The 17589-nt window shown below is 38.4% G+C and carries 17 protein-coding genes; 10 read left to right on the top strand and 7 right to left on the bottom strand.

What is annotated here, in order from left to right:
• Positions 1–78: 78 nt before the first annotated feature.
• From B6258_RS02285 to B6258_RS02300, 4 genes are all read left to right on the top strand, one after another.
• Positions 79–1206 (top strand): glycosyltransferase family 4 protein, encoded by a 1128-nt coding sequence (locus tag B6258_RS02285; protein ID WP_099073916.1) that lies wholly within the window; start codon positions 79–81, stop codon positions 1204–1206.
• Positions 1207–1344: 138 nt separating this feature from the next.
• The gene (locus B6258_RS02290) at positions 1345–2346 is read left to right on the top strand and encodes a glycosyltransferase family 9 protein (protein WP_099073917.1); all 1002 of its coding nucleotides are present in this window, start codon (positions 1345–1347) and stop codon (positions 2344–2346) included.
• A 3-nt stretch (positions 2347–2349) separates the two neighbouring features.
• Positions 2350–3453 carry a glycosyltransferase family 4 protein gene (locus B6258_RS02295; protein WP_099073918.1) on the top strand — a complete coding sequence of 368 codons (1104 nt, stop codon included), beginning with the start codon at positions 2350–2352 and terminating at the stop codon, positions 3451–3453.
• Positions 3453–4622, top strand: coding sequence for a glycosyltransferase family 4 protein (locus tag B6258_RS02300; RefSeq protein WP_099073993.1), 1170 nt, complete (start codon positions 3453–3455; stop codon positions 4620–4622). Before B6258_RS02295 ends, B6258_RS02300 begins: the two co-directional genes overlap by 1 nt.
• Before the next feature lies 1 nt (position 4623).
• Here the strand turns inward: B6258_RS02300 and rfaL are convergent, their stop codons facing one another.
• On the bottom strand, positions 4624–5883 hold the full coding sequence (gene rfaL / locus B6258_RS02305) for an O-antigen ligase RfaL (protein WP_099073919.1): 1260 nt from the start codon (positions 5881–5883) through the stop codon (positions 4624–4626).
• A 101-nt stretch (positions 5884–5984) separates the two neighbouring features.
• On the opposite strand from rfaL, the gene mutM reads away from it, so the two are divergent.
• Positions 5985–6809, top strand: coding sequence for a bifunctional DNA-formamidopyrimidine glycosylase/DNA-(apurinic or apyrimidinic site) lyase (mutM, locus tag B6258_RS02310; protein WP_099073920.1), 825 nt, complete (start codon positions 5985–5987; stop codon positions 6807–6809).
• Here the strand turns inward: mutM and coaD are convergent.
• The 3 genes from coaD to waaA are packed head-to-tail and all read right to left on the bottom strand — an operon-like array spanning position 6806 to position 9337.
• Positions 6806–7291, bottom strand: a complete 486-nt coding sequence (gene coaD, locus B6258_RS02315) for a pantetheine-phosphate adenylyltransferase (protein ID WP_099073921.1) — start codon at positions 7289–7291, stop codon at positions 6806–6808. The genes mutM and coaD overlap by 4 nt on opposite strands.
• A complete protein-coding gene (locus B6258_RS02320; RefSeq protein ID WP_099073922.1) occupies positions 7281–8060 on the bottom strand; it encodes a glycosyltransferase family 2 protein in 780 nt (259 codons plus the stop codon). Before B6258_RS02320 ends, coaD begins: the two co-directional genes overlap by 11 nt.
• On the bottom strand, positions 8060–9337 hold the full coding sequence (gene waaA / locus B6258_RS02325; protein ID WP_099073923.1) for a lipid IV(A) 3-deoxy-D-manno-octulosonic acid transferase: 1278 nt from the start codon (positions 9335–9337) through the stop codon (positions 8060–8062). The genes B6258_RS02320 and waaA overlap by 1 nt, the downstream gene beginning before the upstream one ends.
• Positions 9338–9538: 201 nt before the next feature.
• Here waaA and rfaQ point away from each other — a divergent pair, with 201 nt between their 5' ends.
• The 5 genes from rfaQ to B6258_RS02350 all read left to right on the top strand — a co-directional run bounded on the left by rfaQ (position 9539) and on the right by B6258_RS02350 (position 14802).
• Complete coding sequence (gene rfaQ / locus B6258_RS02330; RefSeq protein WP_099073924.1) at positions 9539–10603, top strand: putative lipopolysaccharide heptosyltransferase III; 1065 nt, start codon at positions 9539–9541, stop codon at positions 10601–10603.
• Complete coding sequence (locus B6258_RS02335; RefSeq protein WP_099073925.1) at positions 10600–11730, top strand: glycosyltransferase family 4 protein; 1131 nt, start codon at positions 10600–10602, stop codon at positions 11728–11730. Before rfaQ ends, B6258_RS02335 begins: the two co-directional genes overlap by 4 nt.
• Positions 11727–12830, top strand: a complete 1104-nt coding sequence (locus tag B6258_RS02340; RefSeq protein ID WP_099073926.1) for a glycosyltransferase — start codon at positions 11727–11729, stop codon at positions 12828–12830. The genes B6258_RS02335 and B6258_RS02340 overlap by 4 nt, the downstream gene beginning before the upstream one ends.
• A 41-nt stretch (positions 12831–12871) precedes the next feature.
• Positions 12872–13831 (top strand): polysaccharide deacetylase family protein, encoded by a 960-nt coding sequence (locus tag B6258_RS02345; RefSeq protein WP_099073927.1) that lies wholly within the window; start codon positions 12872–12874, stop codon positions 13829–13831.
• A gap of 77 nt (positions 13832–13908) precedes the next feature.
• Entirely contained in the window at positions 13909–14802 is an 894-nt protein-coding gene (locus B6258_RS02350) for an antimicrobial resistance protein Mig-14 (RefSeq protein ID WP_240531508.1), read from the top strand.
• Between the two features lie 30 nt (positions 14803–14832).
• Here B6258_RS02350 and B6258_RS02355 read toward each other — a convergent pair whose 3' ends face one another.
• The 3 genes from B6258_RS02355 to rfaF are packed head-to-tail and all read right to left on the bottom strand — an operon-like array spanning position 14833 to position 17589.
• On the bottom strand, positions 14833–15570 hold the full coding sequence (locus B6258_RS02355) for a glycosyltransferase family 25 protein (RefSeq protein WP_164996124.1): 738 nt from the start codon (positions 15568–15570) through the stop codon (positions 14833–14835).
• A 4-nt stretch (positions 15571–15574) separates the two neighbouring features.
• Positions 15575–16540, bottom strand: coding sequence for a lipopolysaccharide heptosyltransferase RfaC (gene rfaC / locus B6258_RS02360; protein WP_099073930.1), 966 nt, complete (start codon positions 16538–16540; stop codon positions 15575–15577).
• Positions 16537–17589 carry an ADP-heptose--LPS heptosyltransferase RfaF gene (rfaF, locus tag B6258_RS02365; RefSeq protein WP_099073931.1) on the bottom strand — a complete coding sequence of 351 codons (1053 nt, stop codon included), beginning with the start codon at positions 17587–17589 and terminating at the stop codon, positions 16537–16539. Before rfaF ends, rfaC begins: the two co-directional genes overlap by 4 nt.

The following is a 17589-nucleotide window of genomic DNA, read 5'->3' on the forward strand; positions in this document are numbered from 1 at the left end:
AGTAAAGCTATTGTGATCTTCACTTGCTCTTTAGTTATACTATGGCTCTTTTTAAATCATCAGATAAATGGATTGCGGATGAGTAAGTCAGTATTATCAATATTACATACAGAATCATCTTGTGGGTGGGGTGGTCAGGAAATTCGTATACTGACGGAATCTCAAGGTATGATCCGCAGAGGACACCGTGTGGCATTAGTGTGTTGTCCTACATCCAAAATTGCGAAAGCAGCACCTGATTATGGTATTGAAGTTTTCACATTACCCATTGAAAAAAAACGCGGTTCAGCATTAAAAGCACTTCGTCAATGGCTGAAATTACATCGTCATCAATTTGATGTTATCAATACTCATAGCTCAACTGACGCATGGTTAGTTGCTGTTTCTTGTGCCACATTACGCCATTCTCCCGTGATTGTTCGAACGCGTCATGTTTCTACTGATGTTTCACGTTCATTACCAACACAATGGCTTTATCTTTCATCCAGTGCTCATGTTGTGACAACGGGTGAAAAATTACGCCAGACACTCCATCAGCATAATAAATTTCCATTAGAAAAAATGACATCAGTTCCTACAGGAATTGATTTACAACGTTTTTTCCCACAAGACAAACAACAAGCAAGAGAAAGAATAGGAATACCGAATAAACCGACATTAGGTATTGTGGCGACAATGCGAGTGTGGAAAGGACATAAATATTTAGTAGAAGCATGGAAATCATTGCATCAGCAATTTCCTGATTGGCAATTAATTTTTGTTGGTGATGGACCTCAACGTAAAAATTTAGAACCCATGGTGAAAGAGGCGGGATTAGAACAAAGCATCTTCTTTCTTGGTAATCGTAATGATGTGCCTGATTGCTTAAATGCGATGGATCTCTTTGCGTTACCGTCTTTTGGTAATGAAGGTGTACCGCAAGGTATTATGCAGGCGATGGCATGTGGTTTACCTGTCGTGTCAACGACGGTTGGCGCGATTAGCGAAGCTGTTATTGATGGTAAAACAGGCTTTACATTAGCACCACAAATACAAGAACAATTAACAAATCATTTAGCTAAATTAATGAGCTCAGATAAATTGCGTGAACAGATGGGAAAAGCAGCGTTTGAACATGCTGTTTCACGATTTGGTTTAGATAATATGTTAGATAAGATGGAAAGGATCTTTATTCAGGCAATCAACGATAAAAATAAATCAGTATGATTAGTGTTGATAATAAAGTCGTGAAACGATTATCTCTATTATCAACTTGGTGTATTCATCTTATTGATGAATATTTGTAATACTTTTTAGTGTATAGTCTGAGAAGTAAATGTATCATTTAAGCCAAATAAAAAGCATATGGATCCAAAAAATATATTGGTTATAGCGGTAGCGCGTTTTGGTGATACATTACTTATCACCCCCGTTATTCATGCCCTAAAACAGCGCTGGCCCAATGCTCGTATTCATGTATTTGCACATAAGCGTAGCGCATGTATTCTTGAGCATAATCCTGATATTGGTTGCATTAAACATTTTTCTAAAAAAAGTGCTGTTTGGTCGGGTTGGTTACCTCATAAGCCTTATGATTTAGCGCTAGTATATGGCAATGATAGTGGGCTGGTGAACTATGCTCGTCGCCAATCTCAGCATACTGTTGCTTTTGCTGATATTTCTCAGCAGCAAGGTAATGTGACTTGGGTTGAGCGTCCTAAGGCGCCGATGGTTGCACAAAAAGAGCGCGCCTTATTAATTAATGCATTAGGGATTTATCCGAGTTGTTGGCAATTACGTTACTTTATCAGTGATGAAGAAGCGAGTTTTGCACAACAGTTTTTAAAAGATAATTCATTAATTAATAAGAATATTATTGGTTTCCAACTGCAAAGTTTTCCGGCTAAGGCCTATAGGGATTGGCCTGTGGAAAATTTTCTGCAATTAGCAAAACAGATTATTACCCATGACGCGAGTACGTACTTTTTGCTATTAGGTAGTAAGGAAAGTGAACAATTATCCATTGATTTAGCTAAAAAAATCGGTGAGGAGCATTGTTTAGCCTTAGCGGGTCAAGTTTCAATGCGACAAAATGCGGCAATTATGGCGAATTTATCGCTTTATGTTGGGGTAGATACAGGACCCACACATTTAGCTGGCGCTTTAGATATCCCAATGGTGGCGTTATATCATAGCTATCACCCAGGATGTTATTTGGCACCATTACAACATTCTTGTTGTCAGGTTATCCAACATCCAACATCGTTGGAAAATGCCCGCCGTGAAGACAATATGGCTGAAATATCAGTCGAAGAAGTGCGGAATGCAGTGCGTAATATCATTGATGGAATGAAGGTGAAAAAGTAATCCATGAAGATCGGTATAATTGATGTCACAATCACCATGTCTTATGGCGGGATCCAAACAGCGGTTTGGGAACTGGCTAAGCAATTGCATGATGCTGGGCATGAAGTTCATCTTTATGGTGGCAATGGCGATATCCGACACAATCTGGCAGGACGCCAAATACAGGTTCACACTTACCCTTATACGCCAAGAGATAAAGTGATTGATCTTGGTGGGCGTTTTCGTCGTATTGTTGAGCGCTACACTTTTGCTCGACATGCCAAAAAAGAGGTGATCAGCCAAAATTTTGATTGGGTTATTTTGACGAAGCCTTTTGATTTTTTTTGGCCTTCTATGATGCCTAAATCATCCTCAACGCGTTTTTGTTATATGAGTGGCGGCACCAGTTTTTTTAAAGGTGATCGCCGGTTAGGTAAGAAAATCTCAGCATGGGTAGCATGTAGTCATTTTAATGCTTGGCAAATCCAGCATCATTTTAAGCAATTCCCTAGTGTGATTTATAATGGTGTGGATATTGAAAAATTTAAGCCGATGACCACCTCATTACGTGAGCAATTAGGAATAGGCGAATCCACTTTTTTACTCTCATTTGCAGGTCGATTAGTGGGTTGGAAAGGCTTGAATTTCGCAATCGATGCTATAGAACAGTTAAAAGGTGAAGATGTTAAGCTTTTGATTATCGGTGCTGGTGATGATTTAGAGCGATTGAAGAGTAAAGCGGTGGCGAAAGGTATTGCAGAACAAGTCATTTTTCATCAACCCGTTGAGCATAATCAATTACCTGAGTTTTATGCAGCCAGCGATGCAGGCATTTTCCCAAGTACTGGGGATGAAGCATTTGGTATTACGATTGCAGAAGCAATGGCGTGCGCCAAACCGGTTATTGCGAGCCATATCGGGGGTATTCCTGAAGTGGTAGGTAATGAGGGCACTGCGGGGTTATTGGTCGCTTCTGGTAATGCAGATGAAATTGTGATGGCAATTAATCATCTTCGCCAATTACCCGATAGAGGAAAAGCAATGGGCGAGAATGCACGTTTACGTATAGAAACACGTTATACTTGGCAACATTCTGCGCAACGATTATTACAGGCATTGGCGTCATAATAATGAAGATTGCCTATCTTGATCCTTACCCCGTTCCTGACTTACGAGTTGCTTCATTGCAAATATTGCAAAATGTCGATGCTTTTGCCAGAGCTGGTGCACATGTCACTTTAGTCACGCCAAAAGGGCAGTATCGAGATAGTGATATATTAGGTCGTTCAATCCATGCTAATGCAAGTTTAGTTTCCTTAAGAGATATCCGACGTAAATGGTATTTTCCATTTAATTCACAAAAACTTTTTTCATTACAAATAGCTCGCTGGGTTAAGCAAAATAATGTTGATGCGTTGTTTACCCGTAATTTAAAACTGGCTTGTTATCTTTGTGAAAATTATCCAGAAATTCCCCTCTTTTTTGAAAGCCATGAAATATTTGCGCAATCTTTTGCAGAGTCTCATTCATTTGAGAAAAAAAAGAATCGTGCGAAATATCATAAGTTATTAAAAATGGAGAAGTTGGTTTATAGTCAAGCGACGGGTATTTTTGTTCTTACTTCATTACTCAGAGATGATATTGTTTCGCAATATCAAGTTACTACACCAATAACCATTGTTCCTGATGGTGTGGATCTACATGCTGTAGCGGATCATCAGGCAGCACCTCTTAAATTAAATCAATCCATTACAGACGTGCTCTATTTGGGAAGTTTGCATAAATGGAAAGGTATTCCTACCATGATGCGAGCAATGAAATACCTTGATAATGCAAGATTGAATATCGCAGGGGGAACGCCGGAGCAGATTGGGGGATTAACCTTATTAGCGCAAGAAATGGACGTAAAAGATAAGGTCAATTTTTTGGGATTTATTGATCCGAAAAAACGCTTTGAAGCGATTGCCCAGCATGATATCTGTGTACTCCCGCTTACGTTAACTAGTATTGGAAGCCGTTATACTTCACCACTCAAGTTATTTGAGTATATGGCGATGGAAAAACCTGTGGTGATTTCAGATTTTCCTTCAATTCGTGATGTTGTAGATGAAAAAGCGGTAAGTTTTGCCGATAGTGGTGATGCGCAAAGTTTTGCAAAACAGATAATACAGTTAAGAGATAATCCACAACGAGCAAGCGAAAAAACAGCCCATGCCCGCTCATTAGTTGAAAACTATTACAACTGGGATAAACGGGCTGAGGTTATTTTAAAGACAATAGAGACGTTAATTCAGTGATCTATTGCTGTTTATCTGGCGGTGTTGCTAATTGATTATTGAGTAAAGCATGACGCAACGCCAACATTAACCCCACCAAAATACCCACTTGATTGATATAGGCATTTTCAAATAATCCCCGCAGTACATACACCCCTAAAAATGACATCAATAACACTAAAGCCGCTTGGCGAATAATACCTTGGTTTTTTCTTATTAGCTGAATGCCTTGTGCAATTATTGAAGAGCAGAAGTAAAGAATACTGAATAGGCCTAAAATACCACCAGCAAACCAAAAGGCTAAAAAGATATTATGGGGGCCAATGGATTTTTTAAATATCCAATTTTTATGTTCTTTAATACGTTCATTATAAATATTATGGTAAAGCTGATTACCATAGCCATAACCTTTTATCGGTTGTTCTAAAATAAGGTCTAGAGCTGCACCTTGAGTACCATTATCAAAACGTAATCCACTATTGGTTTGTGTTAATTTATGTTGAAGAAATTTGCTGACAACAGGATTTGTCGGTAAATTTATCGCACCAATAAATAATAGAGCGCAGGTTAACGCACTTATTATCATTAGTAACCATTGGCGATTAATAACTAAGATAAGTAATGTACTAATTGCTAATGCCATCCATGCACCGCGTGCTAAGGTTCCTAACATAATAAAAATAAATGTTAAACTAACAGTGGCGAGTAATAGCCAATTAATGATGGAATTTTGTTTTTTTAAAGCCCATAAAGCTAACACAATGGGAAAGAAAAAGAGAAGGGCGTAAGATATTTCTCTATGAATTAACTGACTTTTTCTCGTGAAGGCCCAAATATTTTTTTGATATTCTAAATAATACTGCACTAACTCCTTTGCCATAATCACCAATAACCCAATCGCAAAAGCCACCATCACCATCTTGGCAATATCGGCAGGTTTTTCTTTATATAATACAATCGGGAAAGTTACCGCAAAAAGCAGTAAGCCATTTAAAATGGGTTTATTAATCTCTTTTATACTGATACTGGGCTCGACAGAAATTACGATGGAATAGCCAATCACCAATAATAAAAATAGCAGAGAGAATGACAGGTTATTTTTAAAGATTTTACAGATAGCCTTAAAATCACGTACCAGATACCACAGTGCGGTTGCACCAATCAAGCCCATCACAATATTCTTATAACGAGTGATATCTGGTAAGTAGATCAATATAATGTAAAGCCCGATAATGGATAAATTCCACAGGGACTTTTTACTATAGTCTTTAAACACCATCATAATAATCTGCCATCATCCTTTATACTTTTAATAGAGTGGCGATCATACAATAAAATGCGGTTTATCGCTGTATCTCTTATCTGATAATCATGGAGCCATCTGTGCCTGAATTACCGGAAGTCGAAACCAGTCGCCGAGGTATTGAGCCTCATCTTGTCGGCAATGTGTTGCACTACGCCATTGTGCGCAACAGCAAATTACGCTGGCCTGTCTCAGAAAAAATAAAAACCTTACTGGATGAGCCTATCTTAAGCGTAAAGCGACGGGCTAAATATCTGCTAGTCGAGCTTAATACAGGATGGATCATTATTCATTTAGGGATGTCAGGGAGTGTTCGTATATTATTAGAGGAACAACCTGAAGAGAAACATGATCATATCGATTTGGTTTTTCGTGATGGCAAGGTACTGCGTTATACCGATCCTCGACGCTTTGGTGCGTGGCTATGGTGTGAAGATTTAGCCACCAGTTCTGTATTAGCCCATTTAGGGCCTGAACCACTTTCTGATGAATTTAATGCTGAATATCTCTATCAACAGTCCAAAAATAAAAAGACGGCGATAAAACCGTGGTTAATGGATAATAAATTAGTGGTTGGTGTCGGCAATATTTATGCAAATGAGGCACTCTTTTCATCAGGTATTATGCCAGATAGAAAAGCCAATAGTTTAACGACAGAAGAGTGTACTGTGCTGGTAACCGCGATTAAGCGAGTATTAACGCGCTCTATTGAGCAAGGGGGGACAACACTTAAAGATTTTCTGCAATCAGATGGTAAGCCTGGTTATTTTGCGCAAGAGCTCTTTGTTTATGGTCGTAAAGACAAACCTTGCTTGATCTGTGGGCAACCGATAGAAAGTATCAAACAAGGGCAACGTAGCACATTTTTCTGCCGACATTGCCAACATGGTGACAATGAGAACTAAATTTTACCGAGTTTTTTTAGCATGGCGGTGGTGACAACTTCAGGTAAAAATGTAGAGACATCACCGTCATGGCGCGCCACATCTTTAATTAAAGATGAAGAGACAAATGAAAGATTTTGAGAGGGGAGCAAAAACACACTATCAAGATCCGGTGCAAAATGACGGTTCATATTGGCAAGTTGCCATTCATATTCAAAATCAGAAACAGAGCGGACACCCCGAATTAAAATGGTTGCTTGTTGTTTTTTGGCAAAATTAGCCATTAACTCACTAAATCCCACCACTTCAACATTCGGTAAATGACTCGTTACCTCTCTTGCTAAATTAACCCGCTCTTCTAAGGTGAACATCGGATTTTTACGAGCACTATCAGCAATCGCTAATAAAACCGTATCAAACATACCTGCCGCACGGGTTAAAATATCAATATGACCATAAGTGATAGGATCAAAGGTTCCGGGGTAGATAGCTTTATTTTTCATGATTGATCGTCTTCTGGTTGAGTTCCCATAAAGAGGCATATTTATTAAAGGTATACTGTGCGTTAACAAATGCCAGTATTAACCCCTGTTTTCCGTCTAAAAAACCCGTTCTTAACAACCACGTTTTAAAAAAAGCACCTACTGTATGGCTTAATATTGAGCTAAAACTGGCTTTTTTACCTTGCTGATGGCGCTCTTTTGCCCATTCGGTGGCATATTTTAGCTGTTTTTGCTGAAACTCCATTAAATCACGGCAAGTAAGATGTAAGAGATCACCTTGCAATGTTTTAATTGTTGCACCTTGGGTTTCTAACGATTCATGAACCAAATTATTATTATATTGATAACGTTCACGAGCATATAAACGAGTCACTTTATCTGGATACCAACCACTGTGTTTCATAAACCGTCCCATAAATAAATTACGGCGAGCACAGTTATAAACCACATTTTCTTCAGGTTGTTGCAATATCGCGAGGATACTGTTTTTTAGTTTAGGAGTGACGCGTTCATCACTATCAATCATAAAAATATAATCGCCAGTGGCATATTGTTGCGCCAGTTGACGCTGTTTACCAAATCCTGGCCATTCACTATTGATAAAGACTTTAGCCCCTTTTTCTTTGGCAATATGACAGGTGTTATCTTGGCTACCTGAATCCAAGACAATGATTTCATCAGCCCATTGTACAGAGTCTAAGCACTCGCCAATGACATCAGCGACATTTTTACTGATCATCACCACAGAAAGGCGCTTACTTTGGCTCATTAGTGACTCCGAGGGGGAAGATAAGGTGAAAGTAAGGTAAGCAAACGCAGTAGTGCTCCTTGATTTTCATGAAGCACTTCAACAGCATGGCGACCATAGTAACGACGATAATCTTCATCATTAAGCAGTGAGGCAATCGCCGTTGCCATGGATCCACTGTCTGTAACGGTAATTAACCCTTCAGCTTGATCAAGCTTGGCACAGATATTTTTAAAATTAAAAGTATAAGGTCCCATAATCACGGGGATAGCGTGTGCGGCGGCTTCTAAAGGATTATGACCACCACGCTCAACCAAACTCCCTCCCACAAAGGCCAGATCAGCAATACCATAAAGTAACATCAGCTCGCCCATGGTATCGCCAATAACGACCTGAGTTTGTGCATCAGGCACAGCATCGGTGCTTCGTAAGGTATATTTTAACCCCGCCTCGCGTGTTAACTGTTCGGCTTTAGGAAAACGCTCTGGATGTCGAGGCACTAAAATTAATAAAAGCTGAGGAAATTGTGTTAGTAGCTTTTTATGTGTCTCTAAAATAATGCTTTCTTCACCCTCATGGGTACTTGTTGCAATCCAAACTGGGCGGTGAGCAGCCCATTGACGGCGTAAAGCAACGGCTCTGGCGGCTAATTCTGGGGTGACAGAGATATCAAATTTTAGGCTACCCGTTATATGTAAATGCGAACGTTTAAGCCCTAACTCGATAAAACGCTCACCATCTTCCTGATTTTGAGCAGCAATTAAGGTGATTTTTTGGAGCATCGTTTTGACAAAACTGCCTAATTTTTGATATCCGGCCGCAGAGCGTTCTGATAAACGAGCATTAGCGATAATCAATGGGATTTTTCGGTGATGTAGCTTTGAAATTAGATTAGGCCACAGTTCGGTTTCCATAATGATCACCAATTTAGGGTCAACCGTTTTAAGAAAACGATTAACTGAACCCGGTAAATCATAAGGAAGATAGACATGGTAAACATCATCACCAAATGCAGAACGAACACGTTCAGAGCCTGTTGGTGTCATTGTCGTGACCGTTATAGGCAAATCAGGATAGTGATGGCGAAGGGCGCGAACAAGTGGGACTGCGGCAAGTGTTTCACCGACAGAAACGGAATGTAATAATATCCCTTGAGGCACGACTTTGCCTTTGCAAAAGCCATAGCGCTCTCCCCACCGTTTACGGTAGGCGGGTGCTTTACGGCTGCGTAATAAAAGACGCAACCAAATCAGAGGTTGAATAAGGTAAAGAAGTACCTGATATAAACGCAACAACATGCTATCAAATTCACTTATCTGGACGAACGCTTATAGTATCACACTGTGTAGGAGAAAGTGTGTAAAAACAAACGTTGTGACGATAAACAACGCGGTATAATGTTTTTTTATTAATTTTAACAGGCTTTATTCAGGAAACTTGATAGAATTTTTTTTATAATCAAATCATATTATTAATTATTTACGTTCATTTGGAATGTTATGAGTGAAAAAATGAAGTTAATACAACGGGTTCTTATTATTAAGTTACGACATCATGGTGATACTTTGTTGATTACCCCTGTTATTAATACATTAAAAGCGAATTTTCCAAATGCTGAGGTGGATGTTTTAATTAATAAAGAAACAATGCCAATGATTGAGAATTTTTCTGCTATCCACCGTATTTTTGTGCTAGATAAAGCATGGAAAAAAGAAGGAAAAGTGGCAAGATTACGTTATGAATGGCAACTGTTAGCTAACCTTAGAAATCGTCAATATGATGTTGTTATAAACTTAGCAGATCAATGGAATAGCGCGATCATAACGTGTTTAACGGGAGCTAAAATACGTATTGGGTATGATATTTATAAACGTCAAAGCCCTTTTTGGAAAAAATGTTTTACCCATTTGATCCCTTTAGGCTCCGTTGATACTCAACATATTGTTGAGCAAAATTTAGCGCTTTTGCAACCGTTACAATTGCCTCAAATGGATACTCAAGTCTCCATGACATATAGTCATCAAGATAAACATATTGTTACCGAAAAATTAAAAGCACATAAAGTATTAGGTCGTTATATTGTTATTCAACCTACATCTCGTTGGTTTTTTAAATGTTGGGATGAAAGTAAATGGACTGAATTAATCGATGCCTTACAGCAAGATGGACATCAAATCGTTTTAACTTCAGGGCCTGATCTTCGTGAAAAAGAGATGGTGGAGACCATTATTGAAGGGTGTACTTCAAACAGTGTGGTGTCATTATCGGGACAACTCTCTTTACCTCAACTTGCTGCGTTAATTGATAATGCTCGCTTATTTATTGGGGTTGATTCTGTACCTATGCATATGGCTGCCGCGCTTAAAACACCACTTGTTGCACTTTTTGGGCCATCAAAATTATTTCATTGGTCACCGTGGGAACATATTGGCGAAGTGTTGTGGGCAGGAAATTATGGTGAACTCCCTGATCCTGATGATGTCAATACCAACACACAAACGCGTTATTTAAGCTTAATTCCTGTTGAAGATGTACTAAATGCCGTAAGAGGACAACTAAAATGAATTCATTCCGATTGGCTATAGTGCGTCAAAAATATCGACCTGATGGTGGTGCTGAACGATTTGTTTCTAGAGCACTTGAGGCATTAGATAATCAAGCCGTAGAACTTAATGTTATTACACGTTCTTGGGTTGGCGCGGTACAACCACAATGGCATATTCATCTGGTTAATCCCATAAAATGGGGGCGAATTAGCCGTGAAAAAGGCTTTGCTCAAGCAGCAAGACAATGTTGGCAAAAAGAAAAATTCGATTTAGTACAAAGTCATGAGCGTATAGCAGGATGTGATATTTATCGCGCGGGTGATGGTGTACATCGCCGCTGGCTATTACAGCGTTCTCGTGTTTTAAGTCCATTGCGTAGCAAATTATTGCTTAATAGCTGCTATCACCGCTATGTAATGAATGCTGAAAAAGAGATGTATCAAGCTCCAGAGCTGAAACGGGTTATTTGTAATTCAGAGATGGTAAAGCGTGAAGTGATGGAAGATTTTGGTGTTGAGAGTGAGCGCATTAGCGTAATTTATAATGCTATTGATAACCAACGATTTTTCCCAGCGACAGTGCTGTATCGTGAGCAATTGCGTCAACAATACCATATTCCTATTGAAGCAAAATGCTTTATTTATGTCGGTTCTGGGTTTGAGCGTAAAGGCTTAAAAGCGGCTATTGAAGCGATTAGTTGTACTCATGCGCACTTAATGGTTGTTGGACAAGATAAAGAGCAGAAAAAGTATCAACAACTCGCTCATCAATTAAAAAGCCATGATCGCGTTCATTTTTTAGGTATGCAAAAAGAGACCTTACCTTTATATCAAATGGCAGATGGCTTACTGTTACCCACGTTATATGATCCTTTCCCTAATGTTATTTTAGAGGCTATGGCATGTGGTTTACCGGTTATCACCAGTGATACTTGCGGTGGCTCTGAATTTATTGAGCAAGGTGTTAATGGTTTTGTCACGGATGCGCTAGATATTTCAGCAATGGTCAGTGCAATAGAAACAATTTCTGCCGATAATCTTGATAATAAGATGTCTAAAGCTGCCCGAAATAAGATACTGCCTTATACGCCAGAGCATTTATCTCAACAATTGATTGGGCTTTACCAAAAGGTTCTTAGTTTATGAAGGAACATATCCTTTTTATTATCGATGGATTACCCGGTGGTGGTGCTGAAAATGTCACTATTAGGTTATGTCATGGTTTAAGCCAGCGTGGTTATGCTGTTACGTTACTCTCTTTAGCCGAAAAGTGTGATTATTCTATTCCCGCTAATATTGAGTTATTGATTGATGCAGATAGTTACCGTGGGTTGTTTCATCGACAAACTGAACTGAAACGCCGAGCAAAATCGATGGATAACACGTTGAAATCACTATTTGCGCGTAAAGGTGCTCCATCACTTGTTGTTTCAAATTTGCATAAGACTGATAGGATTGTTGCTTTATCGAAAGAGCTGGCTGATAAAAATACGTGGTATTGTATTCATGGTATCTTTTCCCAATCTTATTTAGGTAATAAGACCGGTTTTTCTCGTTGGTTAAAGCAAAAGAAGATCCAAAAAGTATACCAAGGGAAAAATATTATTACGGTTTCCAATGCGGCTGGACAGGATTTGATCCAAAATGTGGGGATCTCGCCACAACAATTAAAAACAATTTATAATCCATTCGATATTCAAGAAATTAGAAATCTCGCGCTAGAAAATAACTCTTATCAGGGGCAAGACTATTTATTGCATATTGGTCGTTTTCATGAAGTTAAACGGCATGACAGGTTGTTAGAAGCATTTGCGTTAGCGGATTTACCTTGTAAATTATTTATTGCAGGGCAAGGCTCTTCTGAAGTAACAACTAAAATTAAAAATAAAATAGCAGCGCTTAATTTAGAAGATAAAGTGAGTTTAATTGGTTTTTTATCAAACCCCTTTGCTGTTATTAAAGACGCAAAAGCGGTTGTGTTAAGTTCAGACAGCGAAGGTTTAGGTAATGTATTAGTTGAATCCTTGATTTGTAATACACCCATTGTTAGTACCAATTGCCCCGGTGGTATTGGTGAGATTATGGAAGGTGAACTTGCATCTTATAAAGCGGAGCTAAATGCCGAATCGTTAGCAGAAAAAATGCGATTGATTTATTTTACGCCACCTAAAATCACACCAGAGATGTATCAAAAATTTGATATTGATGAAGTGATTGATCAGTATGTCTCACTCATAACACAATAAAATTGCTTAATTTATTTCTCAAAAAGACGTAAGGTATTTCAATGACTAAACCTGCATTTATTATCACATTAGATACCGAAGGCGATAATCTTTGGGAAAATGAGGGTGAGATCACCACTCAAAATACACATTTTCTACCCCGTTTTCAGCAACTCTGTGAGCGCTTTCATTTTAAACCCGTTTGGTTAACAAACTATGAAATGGTTATGGATGAGGCGTATATTGAGTTTGCTCGTGATGTTATTGCCCGTAATACGGGGGAAATAGGCATGCACTTACATGCTTGGAATAGTCCGCCATTAATTCCTTTAACGGATGACGATTTGCGTTATCAACCCTATTTAATTGAATACCCTAAAGCGCAAATGCGAGAAAAAATCGCATTAATGACTGACTTACTTGAAGATAAACTGCAAACCAAAATGTTAAGTCATCGTGCAGGGCGTTGGGCTTTTAATGAAATTTATGCACAACTCTTAGTTGAATTTGGTTATCAAGTTGATTGCTCTGTCACGCCTAAAGTGGATTGGCGATTTACCAAAGGCGATCCCGCACAGTCTGGTGGCACCAATTATACGGATTTTCCAAGTCATGCTTATTTTATGAATTTAGAGGATATTACTAAAACGGGAAATTCTTCGTTGCTAGAAGTGCCGATGAGTATTCAATATAAGCACTCTCCTTTAATGAATAAAGTTAAGCAGGGTTACGATAAATTAAGAGGTAAACAACGAGCACCTTCTGTCAATTGGCTACGCCCTAAAGGCGGTAATGCACAACAGATGATTGAAGTGGCTGATAAATCGTTATCTCAAGGCCACTCTCATATTGAATTTATGTTGCATTCGTCTGAATTTATGCCAGGCGGTAGTCCAACATTCCGAACAGAAAAGGAGATTGAAGGGCTTTATGACGATTTAGAAATGTTATTTAGTTTCTTGTCGGATAAAGTGCAGGGAATGACGTTAGCTGAGTATTATCAAACAAAAATTAGAAGATAAAATGAGCAGTAAAATAATTATCTCTTTGTGTTATAAAAAATAGAGTATTTAATTAGATAATTTTAAGGCATAGCATTATGTTAAAGTTTTTAGGATGGGAGAAAACGACATTTTCTGAATATAAAGAATGTTGTGATATTTATGGTTATAATTCTGAGTCATCTCCAGATTTTATTCAGTATATGCTGGATCAAGGTATTGAACTTACTTTCCTATCCTATATAAAAAAAGGTAAATTATTAGGGTCAGCTTGTTTAGATAATGGTTGGTTAGTTAATGATTGGAAGAATCCTATTAAAGAAAATAGAGAAAAAATAGCTCCTTTTATTCCCGAGTTTTCACCTTTGCCTCCTTTTGATCCATCGGTTAGATGTATCGCTCCATTTAAATCAAAATGTTTAAATCCACTTTCAACAAATTTTATTAATGCATCATTTTCTTTATTTTCAAAAAGAAAGATTGCTTTAAGTAAATCAATAAGCGAGTTTTCAAAAAAAACAGTGCAGACAAGAGAAAGAGATATTCGACGTTTTTGTAATGATGGAGGGGAATTTGTTGATATAAAAGAGATCGAGAGTAGCAAATTATATGATATTTTCAATGAGCTTTTTTTTAAACGAAGAAATATAGGTATTGGTGATCGAAATATCTGCATAGATTTTTTTAAAAGGTTTAAAAATAGTTTATTTGGGCAAGTGTTATATTATAAAAATACTCCAATATGTATACAGTTTTTAATATCGACACAATCTAAATTAGGCTTCTTTGTTGATTTTTGTAATATTGGCTATGATATGGAAATAAAAAAACATTCATTAGGCACAATAGCAATGTGGAATAATATAATTAAAGCTAATAATGTAGCTAATGAACTTAATTTACCATTATATTATTCATACGGCTTTATGTCTGGGGAGTATAAACAGCGCTGGTGTAACCCAGCGACGACAGGAAAAATAATAATGATTTAAAGTAGATAGAAGATAATAAGAATAAATCTTCTAGGGGCGTACTTTTCTTACCCAGCTACGGATGAAAATACGCCAAAATATTAATCTGATCGATTCTTTTAAGCTTCTTTTTCGTTTTTTTCTATCGAAATCAGTGAGATCAGCTCTAACTTCATTAGATATTGTCGAATTATCCGCATGTATTGTGAATGTGATTAAAGGTGGTACTATCGCTTTAATTGCTGAAATATTTTTTTCTCTGATGAGCTTCCATTCATCTGACACTATCCATATAGGTTGTAAAAATTTGAGTAAATTTTTTGCAGCTATTTGATTAATACAGTATCCATATGCACCAACGGAATCGATGACATTAACTAATGAATAAGTATCATTAAGTTTCTGTTTAAAGCTATCAATATACTCATTTACTTTATTTAGTAAGATAATTTCTGGCTTGTTAGTAAGATTTCGATGACTGAGTATATCTAAATATTGGCTTAAATTAGGATTAAGCTTTACATCATCTTCTAAAATAAGTGCAATATCTTCATTATTTTCAATAATTTTTTTATAAACGTTCAAATGACTTAAGGCACAACCTAATTCTGGCAATGTTAAACTGGTTTTCTCAAAATCAGGGCTTAAACGCGAAATTTCTTCTTGAGAAAGGTTTTTCCCATAAACGGCTGAGATAAACTCATAGTTTAAATTTAAATCATCAAGCTGTGCTTTAATTGATGCCTTTCTTTCAACATCTTTTTCTAAATTAACAATATAAATTTTCATATTACTATTCATTATTATTTAGCTTTATAAAAATATCCTGCGCACTTATCTCCCCAATATCCCCGCCTTCTGCTTTTACAGACGTTTGGTCTTTACCGTAACCGCCGATTAAACCGGGATCGGTAGGACCAAATAGGGTGATATTAGGCTTATCTAATGCGGCGGTTAAGTGGCTCAATCCGGTATCGACAGACACGACACTTTTCGCACCCGCAATCACTTGAGCAACATCAGCGAGTGACATTTTTGGCAACACATCAACATAGTCAAAATCTTTGGCTAAACGAATCGCGCGTTGATGTTCATGCTCTGCGCCCCAAGGTAATTTGATGCGCAATCCAGAATCGGCAAGTAGGGCAATTAATTTTCGCCAATGAGATTCTGGCCAATGTTTCTCATCACGTGTTGTTGCGTGCAAGAAGACCAAATAAGGGCGTTCATCAAAGGATGGAAGTGAGAGAAAATGCTGCGCAATCCCATAATCACCCTGAGATTGTGGAATAGGGTAATTTAAGCTTAAGGCAAACAACTGGCGAATTCGCTCAACGGCATGCATTTTTTTACTGACATCGTGGCGAATATCGTAAAAAAAACGGGCTAAAGGTTCACGGGCACTTTGACGAGAATAGCCGTGTTTAGTGCCTTTGGCGTATCGAGTGACCAAAAAGGCGCTTTTTAATAAACCTTGTGCATCAATCACAGCATCGTAATGATGTGCTTGGATCGCTTGACGAAATTGAGCACGTTCAGCACGAATAGGTGCACTAAACCAGTTTTTACGCCAACGGCGAATAGCCACAGGGATCACGGTATCAACGGCTTGATGCCAGCTTGGGATTTGTGCAAAACCTTCTTCAACTGCCCAATCAAAGCGGATATCAGGATATGCATTTATGGCATCAGTTAATGCTGGCAATGTATGTAAAACATCGCCCATGGAAGAGGTTTTAACGATTAATACCCGCTTCACGCTGATGGCTCCGTTGACAGTAAATTTTCTAATTCAGCAAAAACCTTCTCTGGCTGAATATCAATTAAGCTTTGGTGATAACCTTGTTCAGCATCCCCTTTACGTACTTTGTGATAACCCGTAATTAAACGGATCACGCGCGCTTTATGGGATAACGGTGGCGTAAAATCAGGGCTACTTGGGCCGTAAAGGGCGACTAATGGGCGCTCTAAGGCGGCTGCCACATGCATTAAACCAGAGTCATTACTGACGATGGCTTTACAAGATGCAATCAAATTAACCGCCTGTTCAAGACTGGTTTCGCCTGCAAGATTAAAACAGGCTTCACGAGCTTCTGGCGTTAAGGTTTGTTTGATCTCTTCACCAGCTTCGTTGTCTTTTTGAGAGCCAAAAAGGAAAATCTGATAACCCTGCTCAGCAATTAATTTTTGTGCTAAAGCGGCATAATGATAATGAGGCCAACGTTTTGCGGGGCCAAATTCAGCACCGGGGCAAAAACCAATCGCAGGGCGTTGTGTCGATAATGAAAATTGATGCAATGTGGTAGAGATATCACTCTCGGTGACTGATAGCTTAGGCCAAAGCAGAGGTTGAGGTAAATCTGTCGCTTTTTGTACTTTCTGCTTGTCATAAGCCAGCGCCACATAACGTTCAACCATTAGCGGAAAAGCGTCTTTATCTAAAGGGCGTAAATCATTTAATAAGCCATAACGCATTTCTCCACGCCAACCTGTGCGCTTAGGAATATCTGCAAAGAAAGGGACTAAGGCAGATTTAAACGAGTTAGGTAATACATAAGCATGGGTATAACCATTCTCTCTTAATTGTTTTCCTAAACGGCGACGTTCACCAATGGCTAACGCGCCATGGCCTAATGGCATTGGGATGGCATTATCCACTTCTGGCATTTTTTCGAGTAGTGGACGGCACCATGCTGGTGCCATCACATCAATCGTTGCCGCAGGATGTAATGCTTTCAATGTACGATAAAGACTTTGAGACATCATCATGTCCCCGACCCATGAAGGCCCTACCACAAAGATTTTCAT

It is taken from the genome of Proteus alimentorum (assembly GCF_002607735.1).
In the GTDB taxonomy this organism is placed as follows: Bacteria; Pseudomonadota; Gammaproteobacteria; order Enterobacterales; family Enterobacteriaceae; genus Proteus; species Proteus alimentorum.